This is a genomic window from Micromonospora sp. ATLC16, from assembly GCF_057196645.1.
Genome location: NZ_JBXUOW010000002.1, coordinates 38,602 through 55,488, shown reverse-complemented (window position 1 = coordinate 55,488; position 16,887 = coordinate 38,602). Strand labels below are relative to the sequence as shown.

13 protein-coding genes are annotated in these 16,887 nt (G+C 70.4%); 8 read left to right on the top strand and 5 right to left on the bottom strand.

All coding sequences use genetic code 11. The annotated features are described in order from the left end of the window. Positions 1–66 precede the first annotated feature (66 nt). The 7 genes from AC2CHE_RS01650 to AC2CHE_RS01620 all read left to right on the top strand — a co-directional run bounded on the left by AC2CHE_RS01650 (position 67) and on the right by AC2CHE_RS01620 (position 9,023). The gene (locus AC2CHE_RS01650) at positions 67–1,251 is read left to right on the top strand and encodes a hypothetical protein (protein WP_484503080.1); all 1,185 of its coding nucleotides are present in this window, start codon (positions 67–69) and stop codon (positions 1,249–1,251) included. Beyond that, on the top strand, positions 1,244–3,085 hold the full coding sequence (locus AC2CHE_RS01645) for a hypothetical protein (RefSeq protein ID WP_484503079.1): 1,842 nt from the start codon (positions 1,244–1,246) through the stop codon (positions 3,083–3,085). The genes AC2CHE_RS01650 and AC2CHE_RS01645 overlap by 8 nt, the downstream gene beginning before the upstream one ends. Beyond that, positions 3,082–4,089: an NUDIX domain-containing protein gene (locus AC2CHE_RS01640; RefSeq protein ID WP_484503078.1), complete on the top strand. Its 1,008-nt coding sequence runs from the start codon at positions 3,082–3,084 to the stop codon at positions 4,087–4,089. Before AC2CHE_RS01645 ends, AC2CHE_RS01640 begins: the two co-directional genes overlap by 4 nt. Continuing rightward, positions 4,089–6,482: a hypothetical protein gene (locus AC2CHE_RS01635; RefSeq protein WP_484503077.1), complete on the top strand. Its 2,394-nt coding sequence runs from the start codon at positions 4,089–4,091 to the stop codon at positions 6,480–6,482. The genes AC2CHE_RS01640 and AC2CHE_RS01635 overlap by 1 nt, the downstream gene beginning before the upstream one ends. A 151-nt stretch (positions 6,483–6,633) precedes the next feature. Further along, positions 6,634–7,266: an HNH endonuclease family protein gene (locus tag AC2CHE_RS01630; RefSeq protein WP_484503076.1), complete on the top strand. Its 633-nt coding sequence runs from the start codon at positions 6,634–6,636 to the stop codon at positions 7,264–7,266. A gap of 237 nt (positions 7,267–7,503) precedes the next feature. After that, entirely contained in the window at positions 7,504–8,274 is a 771-nt protein-coding gene (locus AC2CHE_RS01625) for a neutral zinc metallopeptidase (protein ID WP_484503159.1), read from the top strand. Between the two features lie 101 nt (positions 8,275–8,375). Continuing rightward, positions 8,376–9,023 (top strand): HAD family hydrolase, encoded by a 648-nt coding sequence (locus AC2CHE_RS01620; protein WP_484503158.1) that lies wholly within the window; start codon positions 8,376–8,378, stop codon positions 9,021–9,023. An 89-nt stretch (positions 9,024–9,112) separates the two neighbouring features. Here the strand turns inward: AC2CHE_RS01620 and AC2CHE_RS01615 are convergent, their stop codons facing one another. The 5 genes from AC2CHE_RS01615 to AC2CHE_RS01595 all read right to left on the bottom strand — a co-directional run bounded on the left by AC2CHE_RS01615 (position 9,113) and on the right by AC2CHE_RS01595 (position 15,629). Then, positions 9,113–11,662 carry an ABC transporter permease gene (locus tag AC2CHE_RS01615; protein WP_484503075.1) on the bottom strand — a complete coding sequence of 850 codons (2,550 nt, stop codon included), beginning with the start codon at positions 11,660–11,662 and terminating at the stop codon, positions 9,113–9,115. Beyond that, positions 11,662–12,429: an ABC transporter ATP-binding protein gene (locus AC2CHE_RS01610; RefSeq protein WP_484503074.1), complete on the bottom strand. Its 768-nt coding sequence runs from the start codon at positions 12,427–12,429 to the stop codon at positions 11,662–11,664. Before AC2CHE_RS01610 ends, AC2CHE_RS01615 begins: the two co-directional genes overlap by 1 nt. A 282-nt stretch (positions 12,430–12,711) precedes the next feature. Then, positions 12,712–13,398 (bottom strand): response regulator, encoded by a 687-nt coding sequence (locus tag AC2CHE_RS01605; RefSeq protein WP_484503073.1) that lies wholly within the window; start codon positions 13,396–13,398, stop codon positions 12,712–12,714. Between the two features lie 40 nt (positions 13,399–13,438). Beyond that, positions 13,439–14,635 (bottom strand): sensor histidine kinase, encoded by a 1,197-nt coding sequence (locus AC2CHE_RS01600; RefSeq protein ID WP_484503072.1) that lies wholly within the window; start codon positions 14,633–14,635, stop codon positions 13,439–13,441. A 79-nt stretch (positions 14,636–14,714) separates the two neighbouring features. Then, the gene (locus tag AC2CHE_RS01595) at positions 14,715–15,629 is read right to left on the bottom strand and encodes a RecB family exonuclease (RefSeq protein ID WP_484503071.1); all 915 of its coding nucleotides are present in this window, start codon (positions 15,627–15,629) and stop codon (positions 14,715–14,717) included. A gap of 83 nt (positions 15,630–15,712) precedes the next feature. On the opposite strand from AC2CHE_RS01595, the gene AC2CHE_RS01590 reads away from it, so the two are divergent. Beyond that, complete coding sequence (locus AC2CHE_RS01590; protein WP_484503070.1) at positions 15,713–16,876, top strand: M50 family metallopeptidase; 1,164 nt, start codon at positions 15,713–15,715, stop codon at positions 16,874–16,876. Positions 16,877–16,887: the final 11 nt, after the last annotated feature.

The following is a 16,887-nucleotide window of genomic DNA, read 5'->3' as shown; positions in this document are numbered from 1 at the left end:
TGTTTCGTAACGTGACGTCGCCACAACGATGTGAATGCATTTCCGGTCCGACCTCACGGAGCGTTCATGCAACCGTCGGAGACCGACGTCGACAATTCCACGATCGTTCGTGAGATTCCGCTCGGCGAATCTGTCGATCTTCAACATCTCAAAGAGGTGTTCCGGCAGCGAGGCATCCGGTCGGACGACGACGCTCTCACCCTCATCGACTTCCGTGGCAGCCGCACCTTCGACGTGGTCGCCCTGCTCTGGGTGCTGGCGATGATGAGCACCCGGATCACCAGTGACCGGTTGACCCGCTTCCGGCTTCCCCTCGTCCGTGCCGCCCTCGACGTGCTGCGGCGGGACCGGTTCTTCGAGGCGGCCTGCCAGGTCGCGCAGGCACCGCTGCCGATGCTGCTGCACCTGGAGGACGTCAAGCGGGTCAACGAGAGCGCCCCCCTGCCGTTCGGCACCTGGACGTCGGGCGATCCGAGCGACCAGATCGTGCAGCACCTGCGCAAGAAGCGCGTGTTCGGGCTGTCGCTGTACCGCCTCGACAGCGCCGACGCCCGGACGGCGATGATGCGGGAGGAACTCGGGCGCTGGACGGATCCGCTCGCGCTGGCTCTGTTCAGCCGGCATCTCAAGGGCACGGCGGAGTGGGACGTGGCTCGGGTGGTCGTGCACGAGATCCTGGCCAACGTCCAGCAACATCCGAACGCGTCGACCGCCGTCGTGGCCTCCGGCATGGTGCTGCCGCGCGACGACGTACCGCAGGCCGCACTGACCATCGCGGTGTGGGACGACGGCGACTCCATCGTCGAGACTCTGCGTAGGGGCCTGGTCGGCCGGGGCGACGTGCGGGTCGCGGCTGCCCCGGCGACGGACACCTTCAGGATCCGCCGGGAGGGATCCGACCCACCGGTGGCGGACGAGGTACGGATGTCGGACTGGAAGCCCGACATCGCCAGCGACGACCGCGACCTGCTCATGGCCAGCCTGCTGCCGGGCATCTCCAGCAAGTCGGACGACGGCGACGCGCGGTCGCGGGACCGTCTGCTCGGCTGCGGGCTCTACTTCCTCTACCACCATGTGATCGACGTCTTCCAGGGTTCACTGGACATCTACGTCGGGGCGATCCGGTTGACGGTCGAGGCGGAGCACGAGCCCGACTCGTCGGCGCAGTACGTGGTCACCCTCCGGGAGGGGCTGGGTGTTCCGAAGATCCGCGGCAACCTCGTCGTCGCCCGGTTGCCAACTCATGGCTGAACGCTGGCGGATCATTCCGAAGGTCATCCGGCTCGGCAGCGCGACCACAGAGGACGTCCCCGACGAGCGGCTGCGTTTCTACCGCGACCTCGTCGCCGACCTCCACCCGGGTACGGTGAGCGCAGAGCCGAGTCAGACGATCTACCTCAGCTTCGAGCAGCTGAGATCAGCGTGGCAGGTGTACGACCGGCTCATCGCCGACGTTTCGGCGAGCGAGGACCCGGTGGAGGGCACGGTGGTCCTGGTCGACTTCACCCTGAGCCCGCACGAACTCATCATCCAGACCGTCGCCGCGTACACCGGCAAGGCCCTCGGTACCCTGCTGCTGACCACTCCGGGCCTGGAGGTGCTGGTCCTGATACCGGCGATGGGGACCGGCCTGCAACAGGCGTTCCGCGACATCGTCGGCACCGACCATCCCGGCCACATCATCATTCAGTACGACGACGGCTCCCGGGTCCGGGTCTCGGCCGGGGAGGTCGACGACGAACCGGTCCAGCCGCCGGATCCCGAGTACGCCGAGCAGCTCCAGCGACTGAACCAGCCGATCGGCGACCGGCTGGGCGGCAAGATCCTCCGTCGTCTGGGTCACTACAGGTTCGGCACCAGCGAAACGTACTGCACCCGGTACTTCTTCGACGCGTCGTACGCCATCCAGGAGGTCAGCCAGCTGACCAAGGACATCGTTCTGGAGGAGCAGAACGGCAGCCCCGGACCACTGATGATCGTTACTCACCAGGCGCACTCTCCGTGGCTCGTCGAGGTGGGCGCGGAGGTGGCGCAACGCCTGGGAATCAGACACTTCCCGGTCTCCGTCGGCGACGACCTCGCGAACCTGCCGACCTCTGGCGACGCGCTGCTGATGTTGGATGTGGTCAACACCGGTCGGACGACCGAGGCGTTGATCGGTCGGCTGGGTGCGCGCGGCCTCGTGGTGCGACCCACGATCATCGCGGTCTTCATCGATCAGGAGTGGTTGGGGCAGGCCAGGGACTCCTTCCCGATGGTGGTCGACCAGCGCACCTACCGGGTGCGTGGTGTGGCCGGCGCGATCGCCCGCCGGAAGACCGAACGCACCCGGTGCGAGCAGTGTCTCGCGAAGAGCCTCCCGGTAGATCCCCTGGCGGACGGGCCCGGCATCCGGTCCTACGACATGTGGGAGATGCTGCTGACCCACGAGTGGGTGCCGGAGAAATACGGCCCCGGCGACCCGGACCAGACCTCTCCGGGGCCGCCACGGTTCTCCCTGGTGCCCGACTTCAAGCGGATGTTCGAGGAGTACGGCGACTGGATCGCCTACAAGCTCGACGAGATGCTGGAGGCGACCCGTATCGGCGGCGCAGGCGTCGAGGAGGCGGTCTACGTCTGTCCGGCGGAGCCAGCCATGAACACGCTCACCGACCGGCTCAAAGCCCGCCGGGGTGCGCGCCCGGTCGCGGTCAAGATCCCTCGCCGGATCCTCTGGGCGGCGGAGCGGGACGACTTCGCGGAGGTCGACCGGCACGCGGAGATGGGCTGGGGTCGCCGGCTCAGCCTGCTCGCCGAGCAGGACATGGGCTGGGGCCGTCAGCTCAGCCTGCTCGCCGAGCGCGACTCCTACGCCGTCGCCATCATCGACGAGTTCAACGGCTCGAACACGACTGCGCTGTCGATGCTGAAGATCCTGCGACGGTTCGGGATCACCGCGCTGGCCTACCTTCCCGTGATCAACCGTAATCCCGGTTCGGCGCTACGGCTGGCCGGCGGCCCGGAGGTGCCCATCCACCCGCTCTACGAGATTCCGTCTCCGCGGCTGTCCGTGCTGGACGCCGCTGACGCTGCGGGCGTCCGATGAGCACCGACGAACTATCCGAACGGCTGGCGCGGGTGTTGGAGGCCGTACCCGACGACGACGAGGGGACGGTCACCACCGACCAACTCTGCTCGGCAGCCGGGTTCGACGGCGCCGCCGGGTCGACGGCGGCGGAGGTGGTCGCCGGGTTCCTGCGGCTCTCGGGTGCGGTAGTGCTGACCGAGGATCCGGCCACCGGCCGGCACACGGTGAAGGCGGCGAGCCCGGCGGCGGCGCTGTTTCTCAAGAGCCTCGCCGCCTACGTGCGCAGCGGCACCCCGGTGCTCGACAACTGGGCGCGAGCGGGTACCACCGAGCCGCCGTATCAGCCGCAGCAGGTCCTGGCCGGCGCGCAGTTCCTGTACGTGATCGAGCACCGCCGACTCAGCCTCGACCCGCAGGCGTCGCCGCTACGGTCCGGAGGGGTGGTCCAGGTGCTGATCAAGACACGCCTGCGGCTGCTCGGCCCGCGCTACCTGATGATCTACGACCGGGCGGCCCGGCAGTATCAGCTGCCCGGTGGGCACCTGCGCTCCGACGACCGGGACACGCTGGCCGCGGCGGTCCGGGAGTTGGAGGAGGAGCTACCCGAATTCACCTTCGACCCCCGGCGGGACCGACTGGTCGAGTTGGGTGAGGTCGAGGTCGTTCAACAGTCGCGCACCTACGGTGCCGTCACCCGGTACCGGATGCACTTCGTCCAGTTGACGTCCACTCGCCGGGAACTCAAGGCCGGACCGGACGGGCAGTGGGTCACCGAGCGGGCCCTGCTGGAGGAGGGGCGGCTGGTCAAGGGCAGCGGCGTCAACACGACCGGGTTGCGGCGGCTCGTCACGGGACTGCCCGGTGGGCTGGGCCGGCTGGCACCTGGGCTCGTGCTGGGTCGGCGGCCGTCGACCACCGTACTGATCAGGGAGAAGCCCTGGGAGGTGCTCGGCGCGGTGCTGAGTGTCGCCGGGATCGTCGTCGCGATCGTCCAGCTGGTCGCCGAGCGGGGAGTCGGCTGATGCCGGACGAACCGGAGCTGACCGGGGACTGGAGCCGTGTTCCGGCCGAGCAGACAGCCGCCTTCGAACGCTGGGCCCGGGTCAAGCGGGTCTCCGTCGAGATCGTGCGTTATCAGCAGGGCGGCTTCAGCGGAACACCGATATCGCTTGTGGTCTGGCGGGAGCCGGGCCAGCGTGATCGGCAACGGTTTCTGCGCTTCTACGACGGTCAGACCGGCGAGATCAAGCGCGCGCACCTGGCGTACGCCGACTCACCGCCGACCTTCGTCCGCCGGCATCTGCCCGCCGCACAGCTGGAGCCGCTCTGTGACAGCTCGTTCGCTGTGTTCGACGTCGCCGCCGGAGACCTGCTGGCCTGCCCGCCGCTGACCGAGGTGATGACGCAGCCGGACTTCCCCACTCAGCTGCGAACCATCGTGCAGTCGGTGGTACACGACTGGAACCAACCACCACCGTCGAGTCAACAGCGGCCCACCACCGTCGGCGGTTACCTGACCGAACTTCTCGACGGACGGCCGGAGCGGCGCGGTACGCCCGGTGCGCGCCTGCGGGCCTGGGCGAAGCGGGCGGGCGTACCGGCCGAGCAGGCGCGGGTCCAGTTGAGCTGGTGGCGGTCGGAGCTGCCCAACCCGCTCGCCTTCCTTGCCGGCACGGCGCCACGAAGCAGCGAGAAACTGTCGCTGCTGACCGGCCATACCCATGGTGACCTCAACATCGGCAACATCCTGGTGCCGACCGAGCCCACCCTCGACGGGAACGGGTACCAGCTGATCGACCTCGGCGGCTACCACAGCGACGGGCCGTTGACCCGCGATCCGATGCACCTGCTGCTCTCCGTGGTGGCGCACTGGCTCCGTACCTCCACCCGGATCGACGGCGACACCGGCACTGAGCTGATCCGTGCCCTGCTGCGCACCGCCCCGGCCACCGACCCCCGGCCCGAGCTGCTCGGGCACGCCGAGGTCAGCGCGGCGGTCCATGAGGCGGGCCGCGCCGTCGCCGCCATCCAGGGCTTCGGTGAACGGTGGCGACTGCAGACGCTGTTGTCGTTGGCCGGCTGCGCGCTGCTCTTTGCCGACCGGAACCTGCGAATGCGCGACGAGGACCAGGCCCGTGGCTGGTTCTTCACGCTGGCTGCCACGGCACTGGAGGAGTACCTGTGGCAGACCAAAGCCTCGTCGGCGGCACCGGTAACCGACGCGACGCCCCGGCCGGCAGCCGACCTGCGTCGGCCGACGGCGGCGAAGCCGGCGGACAGCCTCGGGCTTGACGAGGTTGCCGCGGCCCGTGAGTCCTGTGCGGCGATCGTGCATCATCTCGTGCTGCGGGCCCGCTCGCCGCGTGGATTGATCCCGGAGCAGGTTCACCTGCTCCTGCTCGACTTCGGTGCCCGGGCCCCGCTGCTGACCGAGGCAGAACGTGCCCGACTTTCGGTGCAGGCCATGCACGCGTTCTCGCCGCAGTCCACCCTCGGCGACGAACGTGACCGGGAGCCGACCGCGCCCTCGGTGCCCCGACAGTCCTCGACTCAGCGGTCCGTTCTGCAGACCACGACCGGTGTCGCCGGCAGATCGACGCGTCGCGGCGTACCCGGCACCCTCTCGGCGGAGTCGGCGAGACGGGCGGACATCGCGGTGCTGACCTCGCATCCGGCGGAGTACCGTGCGGCGCTCCAGGTTTTCGTGCCGGAGCAGGCGTCGAAGAGCCGGGCCACGGAGATCGGTCGATGGATCGAGGTGTGGGCGGAGCGGGCCGATCGACCCCTCTCGGTCTACCTCGCCCGGTCACCGGAGCGCCTGACTCCCGGGGGGGCACGCGCTGTCGGGAACATCGTGGAGCGGTTCAACCCTTCGGCGTTCTTCCTGGTCGGCACGGCGCGAGGGGACGGCGCCGAATCGGGCCACGTCGTGGTGCCGCGCTGGGTCGGCCACTATGAGCTGCTGGAGTCGGGGGAGATGGTGACCCGGGTGCCGCAGCTGTGGATTCCCGACTATGTGCGGACCCTGCTGGCCTACTACCGTCGGGTCAACACCCGGTTCCAGGATCTCGCGGCCGACTTCCGCAAGTCGGCTCCGGCAGAGGACCTACCGGTCCCGCCGACCGCACCCCGTCCCGAGATCGACTTCGACGGCGCGGTGGCCAGCGGGCCGCCGGAGCTGATGACCGCGGCGGCCCTGGCGGAGCTGCGCGATCAGGACGGACGCCTGGCGGCGCTGGACACCGAATCGTACGAGTTCGGCCTCTGGAACGAGCGGCGGCTCTGGGCGGTCTTCCGGGGAGTGGTCGCCGAGGACGTGGCCAGTTCCGGCTCGGCCGCTGAACTCTTCCTCGCCGCCGGGCACGCGGCCGCCTGTCTCAAGGACTTCCTGGAGCACGAGTACCTGCCCGAATGAGCTGCCGGCTGGTCTTAACGCGGCGTTCACGGTGCTTGCGGCGCGATGACACGTATTGATCCTGACGTTTGCGAGAATCCTGATGTCCCCTGCCGCGCCTCAAGTCGGGTTCCCCCACCCGCCGTCGCAGGAGACAGTCAGGAGTCGCCCCGTGGCTCAGCTACGCAGGGTCGCCATCGTCACGGTGGTCGCCGTGGCCCTGTCGGTCGTACTCGTGCCGCCGGCCGCACACGCCACACCGCCCAACATCCCCTCCTACAGCACGGCGGTGAGCCGGCTGAACTCGCTCACCGTCGCGGCCGAGTCCCACCAGTCCAGCTACAACCGCGACCTGTTCCCGCACTGGATCACCATCACCGGTGCCTGCAACACCCGGGAGCAGGTGCTCAAGCGCGACGGCAGCAACGTCTCGGTGAACTCCAGCTGTTATCCGACCTCCGGGTCCTGGTACAGCCCGTACGACGGGGTGACCCGCACGAACCCCGCCGACATCTCCATCGACCACGTCGTGCCGCTGGCCGAGGCGTGGCGTTCGGGCGCCTGGGCCTGGAGCACCTCGCGTCGCCAGACCTACGCCAACGACCTCGGCGGGCCGGAGCTGTGGGCGGTCACCGGCACGGTCAACTCGTCCAAGGGCGACAAGGACCCGGCCGCCTGGAAGCCGCCGCGCGCGGCCTTCCACTGCACCTACGCCCGGGCCTGGATCCAGGTGAAGTGGTACTACGGCCTCACCGTGAACAGCGCGGAGAAGTCGGCGCTCAACACCATGCTCAACACCTGCTGAACTGTCGCCCGCCGGGGCAACACCGGTGATCGGGGCGTGACGTCGACGGCGTCACGCCCCGTCGCGGTCGCTGGCGGGGGCGTCGATGACGGACCGCGCCCGAGCCCAGTGGGGCCGTGGTTCGGCCGATCGGCCCGGAAAGCCGGATGACACACGCCGGCAGACGGGCAACTGAACCGGACGGAACGGTAGGGCGTAGCTGACGGCAACGGGCGTGACGGTCGTACCGTCGGGGTACTGGACCGGCGACGTCGAGGCGGGAGGAGCACGGTGGCGGCAGGTGGGCGAGGGCGACGCCGGGGCAGACTCGCCGGCTTGGCGGTAGCGCTGGTGGCGGCGGCCGCCTGCATGGCGGAGCCGGTCGGCGGACCGGCGGACCCGGGCGGGCAGCGGCAGCCGGCCGAACCGACGGCCGAGGTGACCCGTGCCGATGGCACCGACACGGTGGAGGAGTTCCGGCAGGACGTGGCCGACGCGCAGCGGCTCGCCGAGCTGTACTGGGCCGACCAGTTCAAGGCGTCGGAGCAGTCCTTCCGGCCGATCCGGCAGGTCATCCCGTACCAGCGCGACGGTGAGGTTTCCTGCGGCGGGCAGGAGGTGCCCCGCAACAACGCGGTCTACTGCACCATCGACGACTACATCGCGTACGACATCAACTGGTCCTTCGGCGCCTTCCGGCAGATCGGCGACGCGTTCGTGTTCTACCTGCTCGGCCACGAGTACGCGCACGGCATCCAGACCCGGCTCGGCATCCGGTACAACTTCACCATCCAACAGGAGTTGCAGGCCGACTGCATGGCCGGAGCGTTCCTCGGCGACTCGGTCCGGGCCGGACGGCTCACTATCGAGGAAGGCGACCTCGACGAGTTCAACGACGGACTGCTCGCCGTCGGCGACGAATCCGGCCAACCGTGGTTCGCCGAGGGCTCCCACGGCACCCCCGAGCAGCGAGCCGAGGCGTTCTTCCGCGGCTACGAACGGTCCCTGACCGCCTGCGACCTCGGTTGAGAAAGGTCACTGCGCCGAGCGCCGGACCACCGTCGGCTGACAGGATTCACCGGTTACCCGAGCCCGAGGAGGATCCGGTGAGCAGTACCCGTCCAGCCGCCGTGCTCTTCGACATGGACGGCACCCTGGTCGACAGCGAGCGGTTGTGGGACGTCGCGTTGGCCGAACTCGCCCACCACTACGGCGGCACTCTGTCCGCCGACGCCCGCCGGGCGATCGTCGGCACGGGGATGGCCGACTCGATGCGCATCCTGCACGACGACCTGGGGCAACCGCACCGGGACGCGCGGACCAGCGCCGAGTGGATCAACGCGCGGATCCTGGAGCTGTTCCGCACCGGGCTGCAGTGGCGACCGGGGGCGCTGGCGCTGCTCGGCGCGGTCCGGCGGGAGCGGATCCCGACGGCCCTGGTCACCTCCAGCGGGCGGGCCCTTGTCGAGATCGCTCTGGACACCCTCGGCCGCGACAGCTTCGACGTGGTGGTCTGCGGCGACGAGGTCGACTCGACCAAGCCGCACCCGGAGCCGTACCTGACCGCCGCCCGACTGCTCGGAGTGCCCATCGGCCGGTGCGTGGCGATCGAGGACTCGGCGACCGGGGTGGCCAGCGCGGTCGCCGCCGGGGCCGCGGTGCTGGCCGTACCCGCCGAGGTGCCGCTGGCGCCCACCGACGGCGTACACCAGTTGGAGAGCCTGCTGCTGGCGGACCTGGAACTGCTGGCGGGGCTGCTACGCCGAACCCCCGCCTGACATCGCCCACCGTCCAGGCTGGTCTGGCGGGCGCGCAGCGCGAAGGCCCCTGCCACCGATCTGGTGGCAGGGGCCTTCGCGTCGACGACTCAGTCGTGGGCGATGGCGCCCAGCACATTGATCCGGGCGGCCCGGATCGCCGGCAGCGCCGCCGCGACCACGCCGATGATGGCGGCCAGGCCGAGGAAGACACCCATCTGGCCCCACGGGAGCACCAGCTTGGTGATTCCCTCGTCGCGCAGCGCCTCCACCACCGCGGCACCCAGGCCGGCACCGACCACGACGCCGAGCAGCGCGCCGAACACCGAGATCACCACCGCCTCCACGGTGATCATCCCCATGGTCTGCGACCGGCGCAGGCCGATGGCGCGCAGCAGACCCAACTCCCGGGTCCGCTCCAGCACCGACAGGGCGAGGGTGTTGACGATGCCGAGCACCGCGATCACGATGGCCAACGCCAGCAGGATCTGGATCATCTGGAGCAGCCCGTCGAGCTGACCGGCCTGCTGTTCGATGAACGCGTCCCGATCGGCCACCGACACCTCCGGGCTGTCCGTCAGCAGCGCCTCCACCCGGGGCAGCACGTCGGACGCCCGTAGTCCCGGCTCCAACTGGATGTAGCCCTGAATCGGCTGCGGGATCGAGAAGTCACGCGCCGCCTCGGCGGGCAACGTCACGCCGCCGAAGAGCGGGGTGCTCTCGTAGATGCCGGTGACCGTGTAGCTGCGTTCCTCACCGCGAGCCAGCTGCACCGGCACCGTCGAGCCGACCGACAGCTCACGTGATTCCGCCGTGTCCGAACTGATCAGCATCTGGCCCGGCCCCAGCCGACCGATGTCCCCGGCGGTGGCGGTCGCGCCGAACATCTCCACCAGCGCGCTCGGTTCGCTGCTGGCGCCGACCCAGGTACGGTCGCCGCCGACCAGCGCCATGTCGCCGTACTCGCCGTCGACGAGGCGGACACCGGGAATCGCCTTCGCCTCGTCCAACACCGCCGGGTCGAACGTCGGCGGGCGCGGACCCGACTGCGCCCCGGCGATCACCAGCTCGGCGCTGATGCTGTCCTGCGCCAGCCCGCTGATGCTGCTCTTGGCCGAGTCCAGGATCACCGTGATGCCGGTGACCAGGGCGATGCCCACCATCAACGCGGCGGCGGTGATCGCGGTGCGGCGCGGGTTGCGACCGGAGTTGAGCCGGCCCAGCTTGCCCGGCACCCAGCCGGAGAAGACCGAGCCCAATGCCGCCACCACCGGACGACTGATCAGCGGCGTCAGCAGGGCCACCCCGATGAACGAGAACAGCACGCCACCGAGGATGGTGGCCAGCGTGCTGTCACCGGCGTGCCCGCCCAGGCCGAGGAAGAGCAGGGTGGCACCGATCGCGGTGACCAGCGCACCGCCCACGGTCACCTTGGTCAACGGCCGGTCCGGCGTGGCCACGTCCTGCATCGCCGCGATCGGTGGGATCCGCGCGGCGCGCAGCGCCGGCAGCAACGCCGCCAGCACCGTGATCACCAGACCGACGCCGAACGCGCCGATCACCGCCGACGCCGGCACCGCGACCCCGGCCAGGGCCAGCCCGCCGGCGAGGTTGCCGAACAGGTACGCCAGCAACGCACCGATGCCGATGCCGGCGGCCAGACCGAACACCGAGGCGATCAACCCGACGGCGACCGCCTCCAGCACCACCGAGCCGATGATCTGCTTGCCGCTGGCACCGACGGCCCGCAGCAACGCGAGTTCCCGGGTGCGCTGCGCCACGATGATCGAGAATGTGTTGAGGATCAGGAACGTGCCGACCAGCAGGGCCACCGCGGCGAAGCCGAGCAGGATCCGGTTGAAGAAGGACAGCCCCTCCTTCAGCCCGGCGGCGGCGTCGGCGGAGAGCTGCTCGCCGGTCTTGACCACGTAGCCGTCGCCGACCGCCGTGGCCACCGCGTCGCGCAGTTGCTCGTCGGACACCCGATCGGCGGCGGTGACCACGATGTTGCTGAACACGTCCGACTCGCCGAGCATCAGCTGCTGCGCCACCGGGGTGGTGAACATGACCTCGTTGGTGCCGCCGAGGGAGTCCCGGTCACCGCTGTAGCCGAAGATGCCGACGATGGTGAAATCCTTGCGCGGCTGGAGGGTGAGCACACCCACCCGGTCGCCGAGCGCCACCCGGCCGGCGTCCGCCAGCCCCTTGTTGATCACGATCTCGTCGTCGGCCTGCGGTGCCCGGCCCTCCCGCAACCGCACCAGGTCGCTCTCGCCGGTCCAGTTGCCGCCCAGCTGCGGCGGCCCGAACGAGGTGACGGCCTTTCCGTTGCTGCCGATCAGCCGGGCCCCGTCGGCGACGACCACGCCCGTGGCCTCGGCCACGCCGTCCACCGCGCGCACCGTCTCCAACGTGGCGGCCGGGAACGGGCTGGCGAGCTGTTCGCCCTCCAACTCGCCGAGTTCCAGCTTCGGCTTGGCGGCCACGTCGACGTCGACCTCGGCGTACGCGTCGGCGAACAGCGAGTCGAAGGAACGGCCCAGGGTGTCGGTGAGGACGAAGGCGCCCGAGACGAACATCACGCCGAGCACCACGGCCAGGCCGGACAGGATCAGCCGGACCTTGCGGGCCAGCAGACTCTTCAGAGTTGCCCGAAACATCAGCCGGCCACCTCGGCGGGCGTGTCCAGCTTCTTCATCGTGTCCAGCACCGTGTCCGCGGTCGGCTCGATCAACTCCGAGACGATCTGCCCGTCGGCGAGGAACACCACCCGGTCGGCGTACGCGGCGGCCGTCGGATCGTGAGTGACCATGACGATGGTCTGCCCGTGCTGGCGTACCGAGTCGCGCAGGAAGTTCAACACCTCCGCGCCGGAGCGCGAGTCGAGGTTGCCGGTCGGCTCGTCCGCGAAGATCACCTCGGGGCGGGCGACCAGGGCCCGGGCGCACGCCACCCGCTGCTGCTGGCCGCCGGACAACTGCGCCGGCCGGTGACCCAACCGGTCCCGCAGACCCACCGTGTCGATCACGACGTCGAACCAGGCCGGGTCCGGCTTGCGCCCGGCGATCGACAGCGGGAGCATTATGTTCTCCTTGGCGGTCAACGTCGGCAGCAGGTTGAACTGCTGGAAGATGAAGCCGACCTTGTCGCGGCGCAGCTTCGTCAGACCCGCGTCACCGAGCCCGGTGACGGTGGTCTCGCCGATCTCCACGGTCCCCCTGGTCACCGAGTCCAACCCGGCCAGGCAGTGCATCAACGTCGACTTGCCGGAACCCGACGGGCCCATGATCGCGGTGAATCGACCGCGCTCAAACTCCGCGCTGACCCCCTGTAGGGCGATGACCTGCGCCTCGCCGCTGCCGTACACCTTCCACACGTCGCTTGCCCGGGCTGCGGCCGATGCCGGCTGGCCTGTGGTAGCGGTCACGTCACGTACCTCTCCGTCGCGGTCTGCTCGCACCGCCCCCGCTGGTCCGGTGCGAGTCCATCATCTGTGCTGCCCACCGCGGATCCGTCCGACTCCGGGCGGAGCCGAAGCGGATTTCCGGCTGCGGGTACCCCCCAACCGAAGTCAGGGTTGTCCCCGACTCCGGCAGTTGTCGCCCAACTGCCGTCGGTGGTCACGGTCATCCTGGACGTTGCCGTCGCGTGAGGGTCAACCGATCTCCACCGCAGGTCGTCACGGTAGGTGACGGATGCAACGGGGGCGTTAACCCCCAGGTCGGACCAGGCCCGACTCGTACGCCAGCACCACCGCCTGCACCCGGTCGCGTAGCCCGAGCTTGGTCAACACATGTCCGACGTGCGTCTTGATGGTGGTCTCGCTCACCGACAGCGCTCGGGCGATCTCGGCGTTCGACAAGCCGCGGGCGACCTGCACGAGCACCTCCCGCTCCCGTTCGGTGAGTGCCCCCAGCGCCTTCGGTGGCGTCGCGGACGGATCCGGCAGCACGTCGGCGAAGCGGTCCAGCAGCCGACGCAGGATCCGCGGCGCCACCACCGCGTCGCCGGCGGCCACCGTGTGGATCGCGGTGACCAGATCCTCCGCCGGCACATCCTTGGCCAGGAAGCCGCTCGCCCCGGCGCGCAGCGCCCCCACCACGTACTCATCCAGATCGAAGGTGGTCAGAATGAGCACCCGCACCGGCAGCCGGGCATCCACGATCGCCCGGGTGGCGCTCACCCCATCCATCCGTGGCATCCGGATGTCCATCAGCACCACGTCCGGCAGCAACCGACGGGACAGTTCCACCGCCTCCACCCCGTCGCCGGCCTCCGCGACGATGTCCAGGTCGGCCTCCGCGCCGAGGACCATCCGGAATCCGGTACGCAGCAGCGGCTGGTCGTCGGCGAGCAGGATCCGCACCGGCCGGGCCTGCCCCGTCGAATCGGTCATCTGGTCCTCCCTGTCGACTGCACCGCTCACCAGAGCCACCTCACCGCCGGCTGGCCTCGGGCAGCGGCTCGACCGGGATCCGGGCGTACACCCGGTACCCGCCGCCGCTACGCGCGCCGGTGCGCAGGGTCCCACCGTAGAGGCCGACCCGTTCCCGCATCCCGACCAGGCCGTGCCCGATCCGACCGGTGTCCGGTGACGGCCCGCGACCGGTGTCGGTGACCTCGACCTCCACCGCGTCTCCACCGAGACCCACCCGCACCTGCGCGGTCGCCGACCCGGCATGTTTGAGGGCGTTCGTCAGCGCCTCCTGCACGATCCGGTACACGGTCAGCGCCACCCCCTCCTCCAACTGCCCCGCCGTTCCGGTCACGGTCAAGGTCACCGGCAACCCGGCCTCCCGGACCTGTTCGGTGAGGGTCGCGATACCGGCCAGGCCCGGCTGCGGCGCCAACTCCGCCGCCGGCTCGGCCTCGGTACGCAGCACGTCCAGCAGCCGGCGCAGCTCTCGCAACGTCGCCCGGCTGGTCTCCTCGATCGTGGCCATCGCCTCGTCGGCGCTGTCCGGGTCGCGGCGCAGCACCCGGCGCACCCCGGTCGCCAACACCCCCATCACGCTGACGTGGTGGGCCACCACGTCGTGCAACTCCCGGGCGATCCGGCGCCGCTCGTCCGCCACCGCCTGTTCGGCCAGCGCCCGCTGGTTGGCCTCGGCGACCCGGGCCCGTTCCCGCAGCGCCTCGGTGGAGGAGCGGCGGGCGTGCACCGTCCGGCCCACCGAGAACGACACGATCCCCACCAGGATGTTGTTCGCGATCAGGAACGCCGTGCTGACCTGCGGAACGTCCTGCGGCGGCACCACCGTGTTCACCACGGCGACCGAAAGCCACAACCCCACCGCCGCCACCAGCGCCGGACGCGCCGGATGGTAGGCCGCCATCGTGTAGGTGAGCACCACGAAGGTGAGGCTCTGCGTCGCCGGCGTCACCTCGATGACGATGGGGAGCAGCAACGTGGCCGACGCGGCGAGCAGGGCCGGCCACGGCGCCACCCGGCGCAGCACCACCGGCGTCGCGCACAACACGCTCCACCCCAGCGCCGCCGGCAACGGTCGGGGCCAGAACTCCTGGGGAGTGAGCAGGGTGAAGACGACCTCGCCCAGCACCAGGCCAACGGCGAGCAGCGCGTCGCCGGCCGCCGGATTGCGACCCAGCCACTGCCTCAGCGCGTTACCCACGCCTCGACGCTAGCCGCCCCCACCGCTGGCAGATCGTCTTGTGTGGTGACTCGTCCCTCATCCCCGGGAAGGAGGGACGCTACTCGTCGGCGCCCGGTGGCGCGGGGGAGGACCGGGCGTCACGCAGCGGATCGGGCGTCGCCGTCGGCTCCGGGAAGGGCGGCGGAGTCCCGCCGTAGCTGGGGCAACGGGCCTGATGACTGCACCAGTCACACAGCCGGCTCGGCCGGGGCCGGAAATCCCGGGCAGCGGTGGCCTGCTCGATCGCCCGCCACAACGCCACCACCGTCCGCTCGAAGCGCACCAACTCCTCGGCGTCGGGGGCGTAGTCGCACACCTCGGCGTCCTTGAGGTAGAGCAGGCGCAGCACCCGGGGCACCACGCCACGGGTGCGCCACAGGACCAGGGCGTAGAACTTCAACTGGAACAGCGCCCGCGCCTCGAACGCCTCCCGTGGGGCCCCGCCGGTTTTGTAGTCCACCACCCGCAGCGCACCGTCGGGAGCCACGTCGAGCCGGTCGAGATAGCCGCGAATCAGCAGCTCGTCGTCGACCACGGCGGAGATCAGACTCTCCCGCTCCGCCGGCTCCAGTCGGCGCGGATCCTCCACCGCGAAGTAGCCGCCCAGCAGGGCCGACGCCGAACCAAGGAACTCCGATGCGGCGGTCGGGTCGTCATCGGGGAACAACCCGGCCAACTCCGGCTGCTCGGTGACCAGGCGGTCCCACTGGCCGGCCACGAGATCACCGGCGGCCTCCGGAGTGCGGTCGGCCGGCGCCAAGTCGAACAACCGCTCCAGCACCGCGTGCACCAGCGTGCCCCGAGCCTGCTCCACGCTGGGCTGCTCGGGCAGCCGGTCGATGCTGCGGAACCGGTAGAGGAGCGGGCAGGTCTTGAAATCCGCCGCCCGCGACGGTGACAGCGAGGCCCGCACCGTCGCCGGCAGCTCCGTCGGGGTCGGGGCCTGCTGAGTGATCACCGGATCGGCCGTCATGCCCCGGAAGGTTAGGCCACCGGTATGACAGGCCGACCGCCGCCGCTCCGGTACGTGATCTCCCGCCGCGTAGCATCAGCCCGATGGAACAGCGCAGGCGACCACGGGCCGGCCAGCGCCCCGGTATGCGGGTGGGTCGGATCCTCGGGGTGCCGCTCTACCTGAACGCCTCGATCCTGCTGCTCGCCCTCCTGATCACGGTCCTGTACGGCGAACTGGCCGGCCAACGACTGCAACTGTCCCCGCTCGGCGGCTATCTCGTCGGCGCCGGGTTCGTCCTCGCGCTGCTCGGCTCGGTGCTGGCCCACGAACTCGGCCACGCCCTCACCGCCCGCCGCTTCGGCATCGGGGTGCGCGGAATCACTCTGGAGCTGCTCGGCGGCTACACGGAGATGGACCGCGACGCACCCTCGCCACGGGTGGACCTGCTGGTGTCGCTGGCCGGGCCGGCCGTCTCCGCCGTGCTCGGCGCGGCCGCCGTCGCCGCGACGCTTGCCCTGCCCGATCGCACCGTGGCCGACCAGCTCGCCTTTCAACTCGCGGCGAGCAACGTCATCGTCGCGCTGTTCAACATCCTGCCCGGGCTGCCTCTGGACGGTGGTCGGGCGCTGCGTGCGGTGGTCTGGGCGCTGACCCGGGACCGGCACCGGGCCACCGAGGTCGCCGGTTGGGCCGGACGGATCCTCGCCGTCGGCATCGCGCTGCTGGTGGCGGCGCTCTACGCGATCGACGTGCTGAGCCTGCTGGCCCTGCCGCTGACGGCCCTTGTCGCCCTCACCCTCTGGCACGGTGCCGGGCAGTCGATCCGGATGTCCCGCATCAGCCGGCGGCTCCCCCTGGTCGACCTGGCCACCCTCGCCCGCCCGGTGCACACCGTGCCCACCGGCACCCCGCTGGCCGAGGCGCAGCGCCGCGCCGCGCAGACACACCCGACCACCGGGCCGCAGCACCCGGCCGCGTTGCTGGTCACCGACTCCGCCGGCCGGCCGGTGGCCCTGGTCGACCCGGCCGCCGCCGCGGCGGTGCCGGAGGCCCGCCGCCCCTGGCTGGCCGTGGACGCGGTCGCCCGTACCCTCGCCGACCTGCCGGCCATGCCGGTGGACACGGACGGCGAACGGGTGCTGGAGACCGTGCAGACCCACCCGGGCGCACAGTACGTCGTGACGGCAGGCGAAGATGTCGTCGGCGTTCTGCACATCGCGGATCTGGCTCAACTGCTCGAACCTCACCGGAAGATGAACACGTGACCGTCACCCAC